The following is a 20,428-nucleotide window of genomic DNA, read 5'->3' as shown; positions in this document are numbered from 1 at the left end:
GCGATTAGGACAGGTCAAGGAGGAATGCCACCTCTTCTGGTGCGTACCAGGCAAGTTCAAAATCCTCAGCATCCCCTACGGTTAGCTCCGCATCCTCATCTCCAAGGTCGGCCGCGTCAATAACGGCGACAGCCGCAGCCACCGCATCCCCTGCCATATCGAGGTCGACGTGCACAGCAGCCACTGTCCGCGCGGCAACACTGTCGTCAGCTAGTCGTACCACCGCGATGTCCAGGTCAGGACGGCAGGTGACGACGGCATCATCAACATCAGCGGAGATAACGACACGTTTCCGTGCAGCAGCCCCCACCGGAACCGGATCCCCCGCGGCTCCACTGAGGATGCGCAGCGAGGCGCGCGCGGCATCCTGGAACGCGATGTGTTCTAGTTCTTCGTCGTCACCGGACACATAATATTCCCGCAGTGTCGGGGTGAGGGCGAAAGCGGTCCCTCCACGTACCGGAACTACCGCCTCACCCACATAACGCTGTAGATCCGTCAGCAGAGCGGGGATGTAGATACGCATTAGTGCAGGTTGAAGAGGGGTCGGAGTTCCGCTTCAGTGCGGTCATAGGCGGTGTACAGCACACCGATCAGACCTGCCCGCACTGCCGCGTGAATATTCTCAATGGAGTCATCCACGCACACGCAGTCCTTGTGGTCCTCGCCCAGGGCTCGGCAGGCAGCGTAGAAGGCTTCGAAGTCTGGCTTTTCTACCCCGATTTCCGAGGACATGACGATCTCGTCAACGTATCCGGTTTCCTTCCACCGGGCTAGGTCCGCCGGCACGTCGAAGGAATCGATGTTGGTGAGGACGGCAATGCCAATGCCGTTCATCCGCAGTTCGGAGAGGAGCAGTTTCCAGCTTTCGGCGTCAGCGCCAGGGCCTTCTAGCACACCGGCATAATCAATGATCAATCCGCGCATAGTCACATTCCTAGTGTATACAACCTGGCGACCACGTGGTGTTTCTGACGACGGCCAACTCGTCTCCGTGCAGACAAACTTTTTTATTTTTCTTGCACTGTGGGATGACGAGTCCCGCACCGCATGTGAGCTGCAGATATTGTGGTGCTGTCCGGCTCCATCATCCATCTACAGGGGTGAACGGGCAAAGTAGCATCCCTCTACAACAGACACATTTGTGATAATTCCGGCACGCTTATCACGAAAAGGACCCCCAGTGCCCAGTTCTTCGAACTACCACAACACCAGCTCGACGCTCAGCGCCATCCCCACTCAGCAGCCCGCGCCATACCCCACCGCTGACGGGTTCCAGTTCGCACAACCCTACACTCATACCCCAGCATGGGCGCATAGTGCCATCACAAATACTCCTGCCTCATCGACGCCGGTCGCAGAACCCCCCAGCTCGGGACTTTCCATCCAAGACAAGCCTACAGCCGATAGTGAGCAACCGGCACAAGCTGCCCCCGCAATCTCCAGTATCAACGATCTGCTCGATGCAGGTGGCCGAACCAGTACTGCTGAGCTTTTCCGCCAACCCCTCAAACCGCAGGACTACCGCGCCTCCAGCGCCTTCGTCCACAAAGTCATCAGCCAACTGCTGGAAACAGTTGATCACCGCCGCCCCTTTGGTCATCTCCGCGGCTTCGTCACTCCTGACATCATGAATATCGTCGAGCAGTTCTCAACCGGACGAAGCCGCGCCATTATGAAACTCGCTGGCCCCTCCCGCACCATTCCCGGAGCACCGGCTATGCAGCCTGCTCCCTTGCGACTGCTACGGCTCCATCTGCGTGCCCGGCGCCTTAACCCTCAGGAGTCTACGGCAGCTCGTGCTCTGGAGCGTTCCCTTCCCCCGGGCTATCAGGCGGCAGTACGCCCCGGCCAACAGCCAAAACCCACCAGTGCCATTACCGCAGACGCGGACCTGCGGGTGGAAGTGTGTGGCACCTACCGGGATGGGGCGCGGGTCAAGGCGTTTGCGGGGGCTGCTGAACGGTGTGAGAGCAAGTGGCGGCTGACCTCTTTTAACTTCGTGTAGCTGTAGGTAGGCCTACTGAAGAGCGCTCCATGCGCGTTGTCAGCGCATCTTGCGTACGCTCCCAGGCACACCAAACTTACGCGTTGAGGGCAGTCGCCCCGCGGGAAACATACTAAGGGGAGGGCCAGCTGTTGCCGACCCTCCCCTTTTCACATCTGAACAAGTGGATCGTCCACCTTCGCCAGGCGGTCAATCGCGTGCAGCTATTGCTGCACGTTGCCCTTCTTCCGGGCGGCACGCTTGGCGGCGCGACGCTGGGCGCGGGAACCATGGACCGTGGGGTCATTCTGGTTAGCCAGCTGGCCCTGCTCATTCGGGCCGGCAAGGCTCATCGCGGCAGAACGGAGGGCAGCTTCCGCTTCGCCCTTCGCGCGAATCGTGCGCTGCATTTCTTTCTCATCGGCGCGACGCTGGGCTTCCGAACGGGTATCAGCAGGTTCCACGCCCACCGAGAACAGGTAGGCGATGGATTCTTCCTTGAGACCATCCATCATGGTGCCGAACATTTCGAAGCCTTCACGCTGATATTCCGTCAGCGGATCACGCTGGGCCATAGCGCGCAGGCCAATGCCTTCCTTGAGGTAGTCCATCTCGTAGAGGTGCTCACGCCACTTGCGGTCGAGAACCTGCAGCAGCACGGAGCGTTCCACCTGACGCATAGCATCCGGGCCACCGATCTTCTCGATAGCTTCCTCGCGGGTTTCGTAGGCGGCACGAGCATCGGCGCGGATAGCCAGCAGTAGCTCGTCTGCGCTGAGGTCGCCTGCCTGCCCGTACTCGTCACCGTCGATGAGATCCTGATACTCGATACCGATCGGGTAGAGCTGACGCAGACCTGTCCACAGGGCATCGAGGTCCCAGTCTTCCACATAGCCGGTTTCGGTAGCGCCCTTCACGTAAGCCTCCAACACCTCGTCGAGCATGTTCTCGACCTGCTCCTTGAGGTCTTCGCCTTCCAGAATGCGCTTGCGCTCTGCGTAGATAACCTGCCGCTGCTTGTTCTGGACGTCGTCGTACTTCAGAACATTCTTACGAATTTCGAAGTTCTGGGACTCGACGGAAGTCTGAGCGTTCTTAATCGCCTTGGTGACCATGCGGGAATCGATGGGCTGGTTGTCGGGAACCTGCAGACGCTCCATCAAGGTTTCCACGGCACGACCGTTGAAACGGCGCATGAGGTCGTCACCCAGCGACAGGTAGAAGCGAGACTCGCCCGGGTCGCCCTGGCGGCCGGAGCGGCCGCGCAGCTGATTGTCGATACGGCGAGATTCGTGACGCTCCGTACCGATAACGTACAGGCCACCAACCTCACGCACCTTCTCGGCAGCTTCTTCTGCCTTCTTGCGCTGGCGAACAATCTCCTCTTCCCAGGCGTCCTGGTAGGCTTCCTCATCCTCCACCGGATCGAGGCCGCGCTTGCGGAGTGCCGCATCGGCGAGTACGTCGGGGTTACCACCCAGCACGATGTCGGTACCACGGCCTGCCATGTTGGTGGAGACAGTGACGGCACCCACGCATCCGGCGGACGCAACGGTGAGAGCTTCCTCTGCGTTGCGCTTAGCGTTCAGCACGTTGTGCTTGATGCCACGCTTCTGCAGCAGCTTGGAGAGATATTCGGAGCGCTCCACGGAAACGGTACCGACCAGCACCGGCTGGCCCTTCTCATGGCGCTCGGCAATGTCGTCGGCGACGGCCTCGAACTTAGCTTCCTGCGTCTTGTAGACGAGGTCACGCTGGTCGTCGCGGATCATCGGCATGTTAGTGGGGATGGGAACCACGCCCAGCTTGTAGATCTGGTAAAGCTCTGCAGCTTCCGTCTCGGCAGTACCCGTCATACCGGCCAGCTTGTCGTACATACGGAAGTAGTTCTGCAGGGTGATGGTGGCGAGAGTTTGGTTCTCCGCCTTCACCTCCACTCCTTCTTTAGCCTCGATGGCCTGGTGCATACCTTCGTTGTAGCGGCGGCCCGCCAAGGCACGGCCGGTGAACTCGTCAATGATGAGCACCTCGCCGTCAACGACCATGTAGTCCTTGTCTCGGGTGAAGAGTTCCTTGGCCTTAATAGAGTTGTTGAGGTAGGACACCAGCGGGGAGTTGGCGGACTCGTAAAGGTTGTCGATACCCAGCTGATCCTCCACGAAAGCCACGCCTGCCTCGGTGATGCCGACGGTGCGCTTGCGGATGTCGACTTCGTAATGCTTGTCCTTTTCCATCATGGGGGCAAGGCGGGCAAACTCCTGGTACCACTGGCTGGAAGCGTCGGAGGGGCCGGAGATGATGAGCGGAGTACGGGCTTCGTCAATGAGGATGGAGTCCACTTCGTCGACGATGGCATAGTGGTGCTGACGCTGTACCAGTTCGCCAGTGGAGTGTGCCATGTTATCGCGCAGGTAGTCGAAACCGAACTCGTTGTTGGTTCCGTAGGTGATGTCAGAGTTGTAGGCCTTGCGACGCTCGTCAGGGTCCATATTGGAAAGAATGACGCCCACTTCGAGGCCAAGGAAGCGGTGGACACGGCCCATCCACTCGGCGTCGCGCTTGGCGAGGTAGTCGTTCACGGTAACAATGTGAACGCCTTTGCCTTCAAGGGCATTAAGATAGGCAGGCAGCACACAGGTGAGGGTTTTGCCTTCACCGGTCTTCATTTCGGCAACCTGTCCCTCGTGGAGGGCGGCACCGCCCATGATCTGCACGGGGTAATGCTTCTGCCCGAGGACGCGCCAAGAGGCTTCGCGAGCTACTGCGAATGCTTCAGGCAGCAGGTCGTCAACAGTTTCTCCGTTGTCGAGGCGAACCTTGAATTCCTGCGTCTTGGCACGGAGCTGGTCGTCCGTCAGGTCGGCGTAGTCGTCCTCGATGGACACAACGTAGTCAGCAAGCTTGCTCAGTCGCTTGACGACACGACCTTCACCGACACGGAGAATCTTCGACAAAACAGCCACAGTTATAACGTCCTCATGTATTGACAGTTTGACGGGTGTCTCGGTTCTGCTGCGTGAACAGAATAAAGACCGGCTGTACTGCTAAATACAGCCGGTCTCTATCTTACTGATTATTCGCGATTTACATCATTCGCCGAGGGTAATAAGGCCATAATCATAGGCGCGACGGCGGTAAACCACGCAGGGCTTATCGGTTTCCGAGTTGTGGAAGAGGAAGAAGTCGTGTCCCACCAGCTCCATTTGGTACAGCGCATCGTCGACCGTCATGGGATCATCAGGGTGCACCTTGTGACGGACAATACGCCCTGGCAAGGAATCTTCTACCAGGTCAGCGTAGGTGTCGACCTCGCCTAGCTCCGCTTCCGTGGGAGTGACAGCAGCGTCACCGTCATTGACCCGAATAGCCTTGAGATCCTCTTCGATGAAGGCCGCAGAGGCCTCATGCAGCGAGGTCGGGGTGCGGTGGCCGGAGCGGGAAATTCCGCGGCGGACTTTCACCTTACGCAGCGAACGCTCGAGCTTATCGCAGGCGGATTCGAGCGCAGCGTAGAAGCTATCCTCAGCAGCTTCAGCGCGTACCGGGGCGCCCTTGCGGCGGCCGGTGATCTCCATACGGTCGCGGATGCGGGACTGGCGCGGATTCTTTTCGTGGCGGAGTTCTACCTCGAACCGAATGATGCCGGGATCGAGACGTTCCAGACGGGCAAGCTTGCCCTTGATACGATTGGCAAAGTGCTCTGGCACTTCAACATTGCGCCCGTGAATAATGACTTGGGCGTTAGGAACGAGACCCTCTTCTTCGTCTGCCGTCACCGGCACTTCGAAGTCTTCCTGGGTATCTTCCTGGATGGAATCACGCTTCGACATGACAAACCTCCTGTACGGGCCACCGCCCGCGGTCCACTAACGGTTGCCGCTGTCCACGGTGGCGTCGGTGGTACTGAAGTTTCCGAGTCCCTCTCCCGAGCATCTCGGTTCCTTCACTTTCCAATGTAACGAGGTTTGTTTAGGAGTTCTTTGGGTTGCCATAACTATTGGCTTACTTTTCTGACACAGCCCAATGTGCACTAGGCAGACGCCAGAGTAAGCGCACCTCGCGGCCGCATACCCACATGGTGGAGTGCGAAAAAACACTCTGCGAGCGTGGCACCAGTTGTTGTCACGTCATCTATCACCAGATTTTCCCAGTGCGAGAACACACTATGCGGTAGCGTGGGAACTTGGGGTCGCACCACTTCTGCTGCGGGTGAGGTTGCCAGTGGGGCCAACAATGCCAGCTGAGTGGCCATATCCGGATCGCAGGTAATCGCACCGGCTAAGTTCGTCCGCCGCTGCTCTGCCGTCAAACCCACCGCATCACGGTGCGGCGCAGCACGGAGAAGCTCCGCCACCACAATCTCGCCAGTCACACCTCCCAGCACCCCGTTGCTGGACGCCTGCTGCAGATAGCGTGCCATCTCCTGCCCCACCTCCCGCATATGGTGGAAACCGCGCTCGCGCACTGCCTCCACGGTGGAAGGTGCGGGCACAATCAACCAAGGGCGCTCTGCCGGATGTAACAACTCGCCAGCCTCCACCAGCCCAGCAGCTGCTTCTGCCAGCGCCGCCCCAAAAGGAGCTCCCAAACGATGCCGTCGCTCCTCTTTCAACGCCACAATCCCCGCCGCCACAGGCCCACTATACGGGCCCACACTCCACACTGGGCACGGGACAAGGACACCCGGACGCAGGCGGCGGGATGGACCGGCTAAATGTCGATGACAGTTGTCACACCACTCCTCGCCTGGCGCACCACAGCCAGCGCAGCGTACAGGTACCAGGAGTTCCCGCAGTCCCTGCGGCAAAAGTGGAGACACTGCGCCGCTTAGCCTTCCAGCACGGGGATCGCGCGGGGTGAGTTCACCAGGGCTGGGACATCCTGCCAGAACCCTTCAGCCCCCTGTTCCAGGCGTACCACGTCGCGACTGTCCTGGACGTAGATGCCGGTGGGGTTCGCGACCACCACGGAGACCGGGGCAGTCACGTTGCGAATACCGAGCGGGGTGACGGAGGCTCCGTCGATAGACACCATGAGAACTGGCTGATCCGTCAACGATCCGCCCACGAGAAGCTCGGTAGCGGTACGCCAGGCGAGCGACAACACGACTTCATCGGAGGAGATGTAGATACGCTGTGGGTTCCGCAGTGACACTTCCCCATCACGGCTGGTGTAGATGGTGGCGATGTAGAGTTTGCCGCCAGAAATGTAGGCCAATCGCACCCCGTCAGGTGAAATCAGCAGGGTGTTGAAGTCGGGTTTGCGAGTGAGGCGGCTCGTGTCGACCCGGGTAACCAGTGGCGAACGCCCATCTTGCCACACAATTCGGTTGATGCGATCGTCACCAGAGACGACCCACATGTCTTGTCCCGTGGGTCCCCAGGTGGGGCGGGAGAACCGGCTACCGCGCATCACGGAGACCAGTGGTCCGCCCACTGGCCCCATTTTTACCTCCAGTGGGGTGCGTTCTTTGTCACGCACTTCTTCCACCACACCAATCATCTCACCGCCACGGGAGAAGGAAGCAGCGCGAAGATCCTGTGAGCGCCCCAATGGCCCCTTCACTGGTTCGAGGTTGGATCCCACCTTCATCAGCCCATCAGAAGTGATGGCGTGCAACTGCACAGGATTCTGGCGGGTGGCGTACATGGGGTCGTAGTGCACCACGTCAGCAGCAGTCCAGCCGTCCCGATGGTTTGGGTCCAGTGGGTTGCCGTCCACGGTGATGTAGAAGGGACCATGGATACGCGCCCGTTCGAAGGTGAAGATGATCTGAGCGGCCAGGCGGCGGCGGGATGCTTCAGACCCTGCCTGATAGTTGGAGATTTCAACGTCAACCCCATTACCCTGTGCGCCGGGGACTGCGGAAATATGGGCGGATTCCGGGAGTTCACTGGCCACCATATCGTGCAACTGGTGTGACGGGTCCTGCGCCAACAGCTGCATGAGCATATTGGGAAGGTGGCTGTCTTGGGAGTAGAGCCAACGGGGGTCGGGCACAACTCGGGAGCCAGTGACATCTAGATAGTAGATGGATTGGGATTCGTAGGTGGCCATAAAGGCTTCGCGGTCGACGAGGAGTTCGTCGGGGAAACGCTCGATCAGCCACTGTTTGCCGTTGCGATGCATCTCCACTTCAAAAGTGTGGGTGGAGAGGTTGGACTGGAAGGCACCTTGCTTGTCTACTTCGCCCATCGAGCGGGCACGCACTTGCATGACCAAGTTGTTGGCGTCGGGGGTGGCAATAGTATTGACGTCGATGCGCTCAATCACCTTAAGCGTGGCTTGGTCGTCCCAGTCGGCGTTGCCTTTGGGGGTGAGGAAGAGGCGGGCAGCAGCATGCCGGTTGGTGGGTACCGCAGCAGCCCGTATGAAGTCCCGCAGGAGGAGATCCGGGGAGCGCCCGGGCTGTGGCTTTGGGGGGTTGAAGGTAATGGGGGTGCGCCGGAACTGTCCGAGGGACTGCGGTGGGGCATCCGAGGGCAGGGCAGTACAGGCTGTCAGGGAGGCTGTGGAACCAGCGCATAGGATGAGGGCGCAGAGCGGGGCAAGGAGCTTCGCGCAGCGAGACCGACGATCCATTAGTCATCCTCCTCCACAATATCGGGGTGGCTCAGGCGTGGAGCGGAGAACCCGGCTGTTGAGGCGGGGACTTCGGCAAGCCCTTCCAAAGGTGCGGATACCGGCCCGGTGGTAGTGTGCTCACTGGGAACGGTGTTGAGTTCAGTCCCACCACTGAAGGGGCGTTCGGTGAAATCGGACTGTGGAGCAGGGGGTTCCTGGAGGGGAAATTCGCCGCTGATAGGGTCGGTGGGATACGACAGTTCGCCGGTGGGGTTCACATTTGTCCGCCCCACTGCGGTATCGGAGTAGGCCTCCGCGAGGGGGATGTCGCCGGTGCGGTCGTCGAGGGAAACCACGGGAAGTTCTCCACTATGCGGGGTGGCGGTGCCTGCGTCAGCACGCTTTACCTCGAGATACTCGCTCAGGGGGATTTCCCCGGTGGCCATGGGTTCCGTTACCTCGCCGGCATCTACCACGGGGAACCGCAGGGGAACGGGTGAACTTGTGACCGCACGTCCTGCCTCGCGCGGCAGGGTGAGGCGGAAGCAGGAGCCTTCCCCTGGCATGCCCCAGGCTTCCAGCCGGCCCCCGTGTAATTCGGCGTCCTGGGTGGCAATTGCCAAGCCCAGGCCTGTGCCACCGGACTGGCGGACACGGGAGGGATCAGCACGCCAAAAGCGGTCAAAGACTTTCTTCGCTTCACCCGGTTTAAGGCCGACACCATGGTCGCGGACGGAGATGCCGACGGTATCGTCACCCGCCCGGACAGTCAGAATGACGGGTTTGCTTTCGCAGTGGTCGTAAGCGTTGGCCAGCAGGTTGCGGAGGATACGTTCCACCCGCCGCGAGTCCACATCACACATGACTGGTGTCTCCGGCATGTCGATTTCGGCGGAGACATCGGCCGATGCGGCAACACCGGATACTGCGGCAATAGCCGAGTAGACACAGGTACGGATATCAATGCGCTCCGAGTTCAACTCGGCCACGCCGGCATCGTGGCGGGAGATCTCGAGGAGATCATTGAGGAGAGATTCGAACTTGTCCAGCTCCTTCACCATCAGTTGGGAGGCGCGGGCGGTACCGGGGTCGAGATCGTCGGCGTGATCGTAGATGATGTCTGCAGCCATTCGCACAGTGGTGAGCGGGGTGCGGAGCTCGTGCGAGACGTCGGAGGTGAAGCGTTTCTGGGCGGACCCGAACTCTTCCAGCTGGACGATCTGTTGCTGCAGGGAGGCTGCCATCTCGTTGAAGGAGGTACCAAGACGGGCGAAGTCGTCTTCACCACGGATTTCCATACGCGCGTCGAGGTCCCCGGAGGCGAAGTGCTGGGCGGCGTTGGCCGCTTGCCGGATGGGGCGCACCATCTGCCGGGAGACCAGGTAGGAGGCGAAGCCCATGAGGATAACGATGAGCAAACCACCGGAGAAGAGGGTGGTGTTGAAGAGGTTGAGGGTGCGCTCTTCTCCAGCGAGGGAGTAGATGAGGTAGAGCTGGAGGTCCGGCATGTCCACATTAGTGGGTGTGCCGACGATGAGAACTTTGGTGTCGCCAGCCCCCAAATCCATATGAGAGTACTGGTAGGAGACCTGGTTGGAGCTGACAAAGTTTACCAATGCGGGCGGAATTGCCAGCTTGGAGGGAGTGGAGATAGCGGGGCGGAGGCCGTCTGCAGGAATGTAAAGGACCGGCACAAAGGAGCCGGCGTTGGCAGAAAGTTGGCCCGCCTGTGGCCCCTGTGCAGTGAGGACAGCAAGCGCGCTCGCCATGCGAGTCTCATCGGTGGCGGAGCGGTCGGATCCGTTCAGCTGGGATTCCACAATGAGGCGGGCGGTGGAGAGGTCCCGTTCCGCACCAGCCACTTTGCTGTCGAGGATGCGCTGGGCGATCTGGGCGGAGAGACCGAAGAGAGTAAGAGTGAGGATGAGTGTGGCCAACACAATAGTGGTGGTGACGGTGCGGAATTGCAGAGACTGCCGCCAGCGCTGTTTCGCTTCGCGGAGTTTGCGACGCCCCCAGCCGCGCAGTACCCAGGGGAAGCGCTGCTGGCGGGGCCGTTGGGCTTTTTCGGTGCGGTGTTGTTTCCGCTGTTCTTTACGCTCCGTGCGGCGGCGGGACCAGGAGGTGCGCGCGGTGCTGTCGGAAGCGGGTGCGGAGGCCTCCGGCGCTTCAGCGGCGCTGTCGACAATAACTCCTTCGTCGGCTACTGCCGTGCCAGTATTGTCGTGGGGTTCAGTAGAAGCCACCGTCGCTTCGCCAGTAGAAGAACTCCCCCCAGCATGCTCGCCGCCCGCATACTCGTTCGCGGGAAAGCCACCGACAGGCATCTCGTCGGCAGACAGAGGGGCAGACGGAGCAGAAACTTTCGCCGCTGTCGGTTCGTCATCAGTGGCATGGCGCCCAGGAAGTGGCACATAGGAGATACCCGGTGCGCTACGAGTGGTAGCAGCAGGCGCCCCGGAGTCAGCAGAAGTGCCGTCACCGGGATGCCACGAATGCCGGGGATGCCGCGTCATGGACTAGTTTCCCGTACCAGCTTTATAGCCGACGCCGCGTACCGTCACCACAATCTTGGGGTTTTCGGGGTCTTCCTCGATCTTGGAGCGCAGATGCTGCACGTGCACGTTAATGAGGCGGGAGTCGGTGGCATGGTCATAGCCCCACACATGTTGGAGCAGTGTCTCGCGCGTAAAGACGCGTCCCGGCTTGGAAGCCAGCTCCGTCAACAGATCGAATTCCAGCGGCGTGAGGGAGACATACTTACCATCCCGGGTAACAGTATGGGCCGCCACATTGATGGAGACATTACCGATGGTGAGAATGTCAGAGGACTGCTCCTGGTTGCTACGCAGGCGGGCGCGCACACGGGCCACCAGTTCCTTCGGTTTAAAGGGCTTGGTGACGTAGTCGTCCGCTCCGGATTCCAGGCCGAGAACCACGTCGATGGTGTCGGTCTTTGCGGTGAGCATGATGATGGGGACAGCAGAGGAACGGCGGATTGCCTTGCAAACGTCGACACCATTCATTCCGGGGAGCATGAGGTCGAGCAGGATAAGGTCGGGGTTAATTTCCTGGTAGAGACGGAGGGCTTCGTTGCCGTCACCCACGATGGTAGTGCTGAAACCTTCATTTTCCAGCACGATGCTGAGCATCTCGGCGAGAGCTTCATCGTCATCGACAACGAGAATGTGGGCCATAACGGCTATCCCTTCTGCAGCTGGTCAATATCCGGTTCGATGAAGATCCGGTAGTGCTTCTGGTCGGTCCGACGGACGGCAGCTTCGGCCTCATCGATGGCGAGAGCGAGCTCTGCACTGCTGAGCTCTGGAGATACCCCTATCTTAGCGGCAACAAGTACCTCGGCGGGGCCAAGAAACTCAGTCTGGCAATAGATGACACGCTGTACCTGCGGAACAGATTCCAGGGCGGCAACCAGCCGGTCAAAATCCTCCTCATCCAGGGATTCGCCAATGAGCATGGACTTCATTTCCACAATGAGCACGATGGCAATGATGATGAGCAGGACACCAATGCAGAGGGCTCCCACACCATCCCATACGTTGTTACCTGTGGCCCACGACACCGATACACCGATGAGGGCCAGAACCAGGCCGATGAGGGCACCCGAGTCCTCCATGATGAGAACGATAAGGGACGGTTCATGACTGTGGCGGATGAACTGCCACCAGCTGTAGTCTCCCTTTACCTTTTTCGCTTCCTTCACCGCCGTCGCCAAAGAGAAGGATTCCAGTGCCAGCACCACCACCAGGATGATGATGGCCACCAGGTGGTTTCCCCCCTCTTCGGTGCCTTGCAGAGAATGCATGATCTTCTCAGCGCCTTCCCCTGCGGAGAACACTCCGCCCAGCAGGAAGATGACGAGCGCCACGATGAAACCGTAGAAGTAAATGTTGCGGGCATAACCGAACTGGTGGGTACGATCGGGGGCTTTTTCTGCCCGTTTATCTCCAATAAGCAGCAGAATCTGGTTGGATGTATCGGCTACCGAGTGGATGGCCTCGGCCATCATCGAGGCAGCACCGGTGACGAGGAAGCCGACGAACTTAGCGATGGCGATACCAAGGTTGGCGAGGAGCGCGGCGACAATGGCCTTCTTACCCCCAGAAGCGGACATGAGTTATCTCCTGCGATAGCAAAGTAAACGAAATGGACTGTGGAGAGAACACGCTACTGTGCGGAGAGGGATGACAGTAGCGTTTCTGCCACTACGTGGGGGTTCACGTCGGCGGTGACGGACAGCCACGGACCTTGCCACTGCGCAGTAGCGAGGGCGCGGTAGGCGGCAGCGGTTCGTTCCTGCAGGGGACTATCCTGCTCGTAGAGGTCGCGGGTGCGGGAGGCGTCAAAGGCTTCCCTCCCCGCTGCCCGCTCTCGGGCGAGAGAGACGGGCACATCAAGCAGGATGGTGAGGTCGGGTACGGGTAGTCCGAAGCGAGAAAACTCCAGGTCGGCCACCCATTCAACAATCCCGCCAGGCTCGTCAATAGACTGCTGGGTGCGGGCAGCGGAATAGGCGGCGTTCGAGGCAACCCAGCGATCCATGAGGATGATATGCGGCTGGTTCACAGACTCCTCGCAGGCGTCCGCGGTGAGTGCGGCCAGCCCTAATCCAGGATGGAGAGCGCCCTTGCGGTCTAGGGCAAAGAGTGTCGCCATTCCGTAGGCGCTCTCGATGAGATCCCCCATCTGCCCGTGGAGGGCAGCAGAGACGAGGTCTGCGTGGAGCGTCCCGTAACGCGGAAAAGCGATACGGGACACCCGAACGCCGGCTGTTTCTAGGGAGCACGCCACTGCGCTTGTGAGCGTGTTCTTGCCGGCGCCATCGACGCCTTCAATAGCAACTAACAGCGCGTTCTGAAACATGGGTCTCCCTTTTTATGGAAACTGCGGGCGGCAGAGTTTAGTAGCGGTAGTGTTCCGGCTTGAAGGGGCCTTCCACATCCACACCAAGGTATTGTGCCTGTTCTTTGGACAACTTGGTGAGTTTTCCACCGAGGGCTTCCACATGGATGCGGGCGACCTTTTCATCCAGACGCTTAGGGAGGCGGTAGACCTCGTTGTCGTAGTTCTCCGAATTCTGGAACAGCTCGATCTGTGCGGCGGTCTGGTCGGCGAAGGAGTTGGACATCACGAAAGAGGGGTGCCCGGTAGCGTTGCCCAGGTTGAGGAGGCGCCCTTCGGACAGCACGATGATGCTGTGGCCGCGGCCGCCGTCCAGGCTGGGGTCGAAGGTGAAGAGGTCCACCTGCGGCTTGATAGGGGTGCGCTTGACCTTGGGGTGGCTTTCCAGGACGGCCATGTCGATTTCATTGTCGAAGTGGCCGATATTGCCGAGGATGGCCTGGTCCTTCATACGACACATGTGGTCGAAGGTGATGATGCCGAGGTTGCCGGTGGCGGTGACAACAATATCTGCTTGCTCGATGAAGTCATCCACGGTGACGACCGGGAAGCCATCCATGAGGGCTTGCAGGGCGTTAATGGGGTCAGCCTCCGTGGTGTGGACGCGGGCACCTTGACCGTCAAAGGCTTCTGCGCAGCCTTTGCCCACGTCGCCGTAGCCACACAGCAGCACCGACTTGCCACCGATGAGGACGTCAGTACCGCGGTTGATGCCGTCGAGCAGACTGTGGCGGGTGCCGTACTTGTTATCGAACTTCGATTTGGTGACGGCGTCGTTGACGTTCATTGCGGGGAAGGGCAGGGTGCCTTGCTGCGCGAACTGGTAGAGGCGGTGGACACCAGTGGTGGTTTCTTCGGTGACGCCACGGACGGTAGCGCCCACATTCTGGAAGAAGTTCTTGTCGGGGTCAGCAGCCAGGAGGTCCTCCAGGAGGGTCTTGAGGACCTTCTCGTCGGCGGAGTCACGGTCGGTGATGGGGGGTACCACGCCGGCATTTTCGTAGTCGATACCGGTGATAACCATAAGGGTGGCGTCGCCACCGTCATCAAGGATCATGTTCGGGTAGGCCGAGGTGGGGTCTCCTGCGACGGCCGGCCAGTGCATGATCTGCGAGGTACACCACCAGTATTCTTCGAGGGTTTCGCCCTTCCAAGCGAAGACGGGGACGCCCTTGGGCTCTTCTGGGGTGCCGTACTTGCCGACCACAATGGCCGCAGCAGCCTCATCCTGGGTGGAGAAGATGTTGCAAGAGCACCACCGCACCTGGGCGCCAAGAGCGACCAGGGTCTCGATCAGTACGGCAGTCTGGATGGTCATATGGATGGAGCCGGCAATGCGGGCACCTTTCAGCGGCTGCACGTCACGGTATTCTTCGCGTAGCGCCATCAGACCCGGCATCTCATGCTCGGCGAGGGTGATCTGCATTCGGCCAGCTTCCGCCAGGCTCAGATCGCGAACCTTAAATTCCAGTCCGTTGCGGGTGTCCACAACACGTTCAGACATTCTTTCTCCTGCAATTAGTCAGAGGGTAGGGAACTCAGCACGCCGTCCATGTGGAGACGCCGGGGCAGCAGTGGCTCCCGGCATGCAAGGAATACTTTACGGTACGCGTGCCAGGAAAACAGTTGCGGGGCTCTCACCAGTGGCAATGGCAGGGCGATCCTCCCACGAACCGACCCAGGCGGCCTGTCCAGCAGGCACATCCAGATACTCGTCTCCAGTGTGTGGAGTGAGGGTGACAGATCCTTCCGTCACCAACACGATAAACGGTCCCTCCACCCCAATATCGGTGGTCATCTCTGCCTCCAGACGGGTGCGACTGAGGCGGAATTCGGGCACCGGGGTGAGGTATTCCACCGAGTCGATACCCTCCGTAGGGAAGATGCCGTGGGTAGGGGTCTCCACCGGGACGGCCGGGGCGACCGGGTCAAGGAGTGCATCGAACTGCAGCACATGCATAAGTTCGGGGACATCCACGTGCTTGGGGGTAAGACCTCCGCGCAGGACATTGTCGGAGTTCGCCATAATTTCGACGCCGACACCATGCAGATAGGCATGCAGCATTCCCGGCCCCATGAAAATCGCCTCGCCTGGCTCCAAAGTGATGCGATTGAGAAGAAGAGCACAGAGTGCCCCCGCATCGACTCCGTACTCAGAGACGAGGTTGAGGAACGTAGCGGCCTCATCTACCCACGCATCGTTCTCCGCCACTAAACGCTGTGCAGCCTGTTGTGCTGCGGTGATGCAGTCGTGTAGATGTCCACGGGTAAGGGTGATGAGAGTAGTCATCACTGCGCGGATTCCGTTAGCGTCGGGCTCGGCGCGCAGCATTTCTGCAAAGGGTTGCAGCTCGGTCACGGCAAGTGCATCAAAGAGGGCAAGTGTTTTTTGTGGATCTCGGAATCCAGCCAGAGCGTGGAAACGGGTGAGACCAACAATGAGTTCCGGTTTGTGGTTGGGGTCATGGTAGTTGCGGTCGGGGGCATCCAGCGGGACCCCTTGCGCATTCTCGCGGGCAAAGCCTTCCTGTGCTTGTTGTGTGCTGGGGTGGGCTTGCAGCGAAAGGGGTTTTTCCGCGGCCAAAACTTTGAGGAGGAAAGGCAGATGCCCCTCGAAGTCCTGGGAAATGAACGAACCAAGTTCCTGTGCGGGAGCGGAAGTGATGACGTCGAGAAGGGTACGCGTGTGGTCGGCGGCGAGGGGGGCAGGATCGCCGGAATGCGCACCAAACCACATTTCTGCTTCGGGGTGCTCGGTGGGGGTGGGTGCTTCACGCAGCGCGGCTAGCTCTTGATGAGAGCCCCAGGCATAGTTCCGGATAGCACCATCGAGTAGGTACATTATTGCCTTTCCAGTGAGGTGTATGACCTGCCGTCTGATTCCTCTGCATCGACCGTACCGATATCACACTCAGGCCGGCCGCTGCACGCGCTATAACTACATTCCATACAGTCCATTGTGAGTGTACTAGCCATTCGGTAACTAACAGTTTTTCAGCAACTCTCTATGACAACTTATAAGATATCTTCAGGGTTCATTAAAGTGACGTTGACCTGCAGATATACACATCACAGGGGGTAAAAAAGTGGCATTTACCACGATTCTTTCGAGGAACTGTCCGCCCCATCGAGATATTCCTCTTTTTTCTTGAAATCCCCGCTTGGGAGAAAACATTCCTCGCTAGACTTAAGGGCGTTCGCGCCCCGTATTTTAGGTGTGCAACCGAACTGTAGTTTTGCGTACAGAAACGAATAAGGCAGACCCAATCTGCATAACTAGGAGTTCAGCAGCTCGAGCCGCTGCGGAGCCCCGTTCCACCGTGATAGGAGGAAAGATGGATACCCGTACTATGGCTTCCATCAATCTGCACGCCGTTCTGCGAGCCTGCGTTCCGCTCGTCGAGAACGACCCCGTTGCACGGGAAATCGTTAAGGACAGCAATATCTCTGTCCGTTTTGATATCCCCGGCATTGAACCCCGCACCCTGATCTTCGATCATGGCACTGCGCGCAGCGAAGCCCCTGGCCCTTCCAAGCCGGATCTTCGTCTCGGCTTCGTGTCTCCGGCCCACTTCAACTCCATGATCGCCGGCAAGGGCATCCCGGTACCGATGTGGGGTGCCCACCGCATGGGCTTCCTACTTGGTCCCTTCACTAAGCTGACTGATCGTCTGTCCTATATCCTCCAGACTCCCGAAGGTGTCACTCTCACCGCGGAGGAAGAGGAACTGAAGACGTTCCTCACTGCTAACGTCGCTTTCGCAGCTCTCTGTGAGGTCGCCAATACTGACCCGGTCGGCCAGAAAATAGCTCACGGTATGCGCGACGGCGCATTGATCGTAGAGGTCCCCTCCGAAGGCATCAAGTTCGCCTGCCAGACCAAGGACCACAAGTTGACCTTCTCCCCCGATGGTTCCCACACCGACCCCAACGCGTGGATGACCTTCGACAGCAAAGAGACCTTCCGCGCAGTGCTTGACGGTGCCGTCGACACCTACGCGATCATCGGTCAGGACAAGCTTGTCATGAGTGGTGTGATCCTCAACATCGACGCCGCGAACAAGATGCTCGGACGCGTCTCCCGTTACCTGGCCTAAGGAGAAATATCCATGGAAATTTTCGATTACCCCAAGAACCGCGAGGCTTTTGCCCGTGCAACTAAGGTCATCCCCGGCGGTATTTACGGCCACCTTGGACCGACCGAGGGCTGCCACATTCCTGCATCTGCCTACCCCTTCTACTCTGATCACGCCAAGGGCGCCTACATCTGGGATCTCGACGGCAACAAGTTCATCGATCACATGGCTGCCTACGGTCCTATGATTCAGGGCTACGCTGATGATGACATCAATGAAGCCGCTTTCAAGGCTTGCCGCACTGGTGACTGCATCACCCTCCCCGGTACACTCTCCATCAACCTCGCTGAACTGCTGGTAGATACCGTCAACATCGCTGACTGGGCGCTCTTCGCCAAGAACGGTGGCGACGTTACCAACCTGGCCATGATGACCGCTCGTTCCGCCACCGGCCGCGACAAGATCATCATGTACAACGGCTCCTACCACGGTGTGAACATGTGGATGCAGCACGAAGGCGACCCGGGTGTATCCTCCGCCGACGTATCTAACAACATCTACATTGACTGGAACAACCTCCAACAACTTAAGGATGTTATCGCTGCTAACGAAGGTGAGATCGCTGGCCTCATCGCCATGCCTTACCTCCACTGCGCTTTCGGAGATAATATTCTCCCTGCTCCCGGCTACTGGGAGCAGGTCCGCAAGCTCTGCACCGACAACGGCATCGTCCTCATCGTCGACGACGTTCGCGCCGGCTGGCGTCTGGACCTCCAGGGCTCCGACCACTTCTTCGGTTTTGAAGCAGACCTTATCTGCTTCTGTAAGGCACTCGCCAACGGCTGGAACGTGTCGGCTCTCTGCGGTAAGGATTCTCTCAAGGATGCTTGCTCCGCCGTTATGTACACTGGCTCCTACTGGCACACCGCAGCTCCGTTTGCTGCTGCTATCGCCAACATCACCAAGCTGCGCAATCACGAAGACGCTTGTGGCCACATGCGCGTCATCGGTGAAGGCATTATGAGTGGTATGGAGAAAGTTGCCGCAAACCACGGCTTCCACATGGTCACCAGTGGTGAACCTAGCCTCTTCTACATTCGTCTCGCTGATGACAACAACTTCAAGCTCCACCAGGAGTTCGTCGCTGAAGCAGTCAAGCGTGGTGCCCTCCTGGCCTCGCACCACAACCACTTCACCAACCTGTCTGAAACCCAGGAAGATGTGGACAAGACCATCGAGATCTGCGACGAGGCGCTCTCCGTAGTTGCTTCCCGCCATCCGGATATGGGATTCACTGTCTAAGTCCGTTTGCCACTCTTGAGGCTAAAAGAACCCCCGCAACCACAGCGGGGGTTCTTTTTATGCGGGGATAGTACGGTGCGAACTAGATATAAGGACAGCTACGCGCGACTAACAGCTCAGGCACGAATAATGGCGAGGATCTCCTCCACCAACATGTCCACAGCCTCCGGAGTGTTGGCCTCGACGTTGAGACGCAGCAGCGGCTCAGTGTTCGAGGCGCGCACGTTGAACCAATTGCCGTCCTTCAAGTCGACAGTCACACCATCGAGACGGTCGATGCTCTCCGTCCGGTCAGCGAACGCAGCCACCACAGCTTCAGTACGCTCTGTCTGCGCCGCGGAACTTGTCAATCGAGAGTTAATCTCACCGGAGGCAGCATAGCGGGTGTACTTCGCCATCATCTCGGACAACGGCTTATCTTGCTGTCCCAACGCTGCCAGCACATGCATAGCAGCCAGCATGCCAGAGTCTGCGCGCCAGAAATCTCTGAAGTAGTAGTGGGCAGAATGCTCCCCGCCGAAAATAGCATTCGTCTCCGCCATCTTTGCCTTAATAAAGGAGTGCCCCACACGGGTCCGCACAGGCTCTCCCCCATTCTCGCGGATGATCTCCGGCACAGCCTTGGAGGTAATGAGGTTGTGGATGACGGCTGAACCCGGCTCGCGTGCCAGCTCTCGCTCCGCCACCAGGGCAGCAATGGCAGAAGGAGACACCGGCTGGCCCTTCTCATCAACGACAAAGCAGCGGTCAGCATCACCGTCGAACGCTACACCGATATCAGCCTTCACCTCGGGGGTGAATTTCTGCAGATCCACCAAGTTCTTGGGATCCAGCGGATTTGCCTCATGGTTCGGGAAAGACCCATCAAGCTCGAAGTACAGTGCTTCCACGGTGAGCGGGAGGTTCTCCCACACTGCCGGAACGGTATAACCGGCCATACCGTTACCAGCATCCACGGCCACAGTCAGAGGCCGCACATCCTTCAGGTCAACAAGCTTGTTGAGGTAATCCACGTAATCGGGCAGCATATCGCGGTTAGTGGCATAGCCGTGGGCGCCGCGGAACTCTGGTACGCCCTCCGCCAGTTCTCGGGAAATGGTGGCAAGGCCCGTATCCTGGCCCACCGGACGGGCACCAGCCCGGCAGAGTTTAATGCCGTTGTACGCAGCGGGGTTGTGAGATGCCGTAAACATGGCACCAGGCATCTGCAAGAGACCGGAGGCGCAGTACATCTCATCCGTCGATGCGAGACCAATATTCACCACATTGAGTCCTTGCGCGACGACACCTTCTGCGAACGCATCCACCAGCTCGGGGCCGGAGTCGCGCATGTCGTGTGCGACAACGACGCTGAGGGCGCCTTCCGATCGCATCAGACGGCCAAACGATTGACCCACTGCACGCACAAAATCGGTGGTGATCTGTTCACCAACCAATCCGCGGATGTCATAGGCCTTAATGACATCGGCGATAAATGCAGGATCCCACCGAGGGGACGAAGCAGCAGCATTGCTCACCGGGATATCTCCTTCTTAGTGAATGCATTTAGACACACTAAGCCTACCGCCTTTCGGCA

The 20,428-nt window shown here is 59.1% G+C and carries 16 protein-coding genes; 3 read left to right on the top strand and 13 right to left on the bottom strand.

Going from position 1 to position 20,428, the window contains the following annotated elements; all coding sequences use genetic code 11:
* Nucleotides 1-4: 4 nt before the first annotated feature.
* Both IY73_RS06195 and IY73_RS06190 read right to left on the bottom strand, forming a co-directional pair.
* On the bottom strand, nucleotides 5-526 hold the full coding sequence (locus tag IY73_RS06195; RefSeq protein WP_053962319.1) for a DUF6912 family protein: 522 nt from the start codon (nucleotides 524-526) through the stop codon (nucleotides 5-7).
* Entirely contained in the window at nucleotides 526-927 is a 402-nt protein-coding gene (locus tag IY73_RS06190; protein ID WP_053962318.1) for an HAD-IA family hydrolase, read from the bottom strand. The genes IY73_RS06195 and IY73_RS06190 overlap by 1 nt, the downstream gene beginning before the upstream one ends.
* Nucleotides 928-1,183: 256 nt before the next feature.
* Here IY73_RS06190 and IY73_RS06185 point away from each other — a divergent pair, with 256 nt between their 5' ends.
* Nucleotides 1,184-2,008: an Rv3235 family protein gene (locus IY73_RS06185; protein WP_053962317.1), complete on the top strand. Its 825-nt coding sequence runs from the start codon at nucleotides 1,184-1,186 to the stop codon at nucleotides 2,006-2,008.
* A 203-nt stretch (nucleotides 2,009-2,211) separates the two neighbouring features.
* On the opposite strand, the gene secA is transcribed toward IY73_RS06185, so the two are convergent.
* The 10 genes from secA to manA form a co-directional block, all read right to left on the bottom strand.
* Nucleotides 2,212-4,950, bottom strand: a complete 2,739-nt coding sequence (gene secA, locus IY73_RS06180) for a preprotein translocase subunit SecA (RefSeq protein WP_053962316.1) — start codon at nucleotides 4,948-4,950, stop codon at nucleotides 2,212-2,214.
* Between the two features lie 126 nt (nucleotides 4,951-5,076).
* Nucleotides 5,077-5,769, bottom strand: coding sequence for a ribosome hibernation-promoting factor, HPF/YfiA family (gene hpf / locus IY73_RS06175; RefSeq protein ID WP_096334791.1), 693 nt, complete (start codon nucleotides 5,767-5,769; stop codon nucleotides 5,077-5,079).
* Between the two features lie 248 nt (nucleotides 5,770-6,017).
* A complete protein-coding gene (locus tag IY73_RS06170) occupies nucleotides 6,018-6,620 on the bottom strand; it encodes a ComF family protein (protein WP_158408679.1) in 603 nt (200 codons plus the stop codon).
* A gap of 194 nt (nucleotides 6,621-6,814) precedes the next feature.
* A complete protein-coding gene (locus IY73_RS06165) occupies nucleotides 6,815-8,569 on the bottom strand; it encodes an LpqB family beta-propeller domain-containing protein (protein WP_053962313.1) in 1,755 nt (584 codons plus the stop codon).
* Nucleotides 8,569-11,067: an MtrAB system histidine kinase MtrB gene (gene mtrB / locus IY73_RS06160; RefSeq protein WP_053979083.1), complete on the bottom strand. Its 2,499-nt coding sequence runs from the start codon at nucleotides 11,065-11,067 to the stop codon at nucleotides 8,569-8,571. The genes IY73_RS06165 and mtrB overlap by 1 nt, the downstream gene beginning before the upstream one ends.
* A gap of 3 nt (nucleotides 11,068-11,070) precedes the next feature.
* On the bottom strand, nucleotides 11,071-11,748 hold the full coding sequence (mtrA, locus tag IY73_RS06155) for an MtrAB system response regulator MtrA (protein ID WP_053979082.1): 678 nt from the start codon (nucleotides 11,746-11,748) through the stop codon (nucleotides 11,071-11,073).
* 5 nt (nucleotides 11,749-11,753) lie between these two features.
* Nucleotides 11,754-12,686 (bottom strand): cation diffusion facilitator family transporter, encoded by a 933-nt coding sequence (locus tag IY73_RS06150; RefSeq protein WP_053962310.1) that lies wholly within the window; start codon nucleotides 12,684-12,686, stop codon nucleotides 11,754-11,756.
* Nucleotides 12,687-12,739: 53 nt separating this feature from the next.
* Nucleotides 12,740-13,435, bottom strand: coding sequence for a dTMP kinase (locus IY73_RS06145; protein ID WP_237023726.1), 696 nt, complete (start codon nucleotides 13,433-13,435; stop codon nucleotides 12,740-12,742).
* 37 nt (nucleotides 13,436-13,472) lie between these two features.
* Complete coding sequence (gene ahcY / locus IY73_RS06140; RefSeq protein ID WP_053962309.1) at nucleotides 13,473-14,978, bottom strand: adenosylhomocysteinase; 1,506 nt, start codon at nucleotides 14,976-14,978, stop codon at nucleotides 13,473-13,475.
* Nucleotides 14,979-15,074: 96 nt separating this feature from the next.
* Nucleotides 15,075-16,316, bottom strand: coding sequence for a mannose-6-phosphate isomerase, class I (gene manA, locus IY73_RS06135; protein WP_053962308.1), 1,242 nt, complete (start codon nucleotides 16,314-16,316; stop codon nucleotides 15,075-15,077).
* Nucleotides 16,317-16,809: 493 nt separating this feature from the next.
* Here manA and IY73_RS06130 point away from each other — a divergent pair, with 493 nt between their 5' ends.
* Together IY73_RS06130 and IY73_RS06125 are read left to right on the top strand one after the other, a co-directional pair.
* Nucleotides 16,810-17,571, top strand: coding sequence for a hypothetical protein (locus tag IY73_RS06130; protein WP_053962307.1), 762 nt, complete (start codon nucleotides 16,810-16,812; stop codon nucleotides 17,569-17,571).
* A 12-nt stretch (nucleotides 17,572-17,583) separates the two neighbouring features.
* Nucleotides 17,584-18,852 carry an aminotransferase class III-fold pyridoxal phosphate-dependent enzyme gene (locus tag IY73_RS06125; RefSeq protein WP_053962306.1) on the top strand — a complete coding sequence of 423 codons (1,269 nt, stop codon included), beginning with the start codon at nucleotides 17,584-17,586 and terminating at the stop codon, nucleotides 18,850-18,852.
* 116 nt (nucleotides 18,853-18,968) lie between these two features.
* On the opposite strand, the gene IY73_RS06120 is transcribed toward IY73_RS06125, so the two are convergent.
* Nucleotides 18,969-20,369: a phosphomannomutase/phosphoglucomutase gene (locus tag IY73_RS06120; protein WP_237023725.1), complete on the bottom strand. Its 1,401-nt coding sequence runs from the start codon at nucleotides 20,367-20,369 to the stop codon at nucleotides 18,969-18,971.
* Between the last annotated feature and the right edge of the window lie 59 nt (nucleotides 20,370-20,428).

The sequence above is a fragment of the Lawsonella clevelandensis genome (assembly GCF_001293125.1).
Classification (GTDB): Bacteria; Actinomycetota; Actinomycetes; order Mycobacteriales; family Mycobacteriaceae; genus Lawsonella; species Lawsonella clevelandensis.
This window is presented reverse-complemented; position numbering and strand designations above follow the sequence as displayed.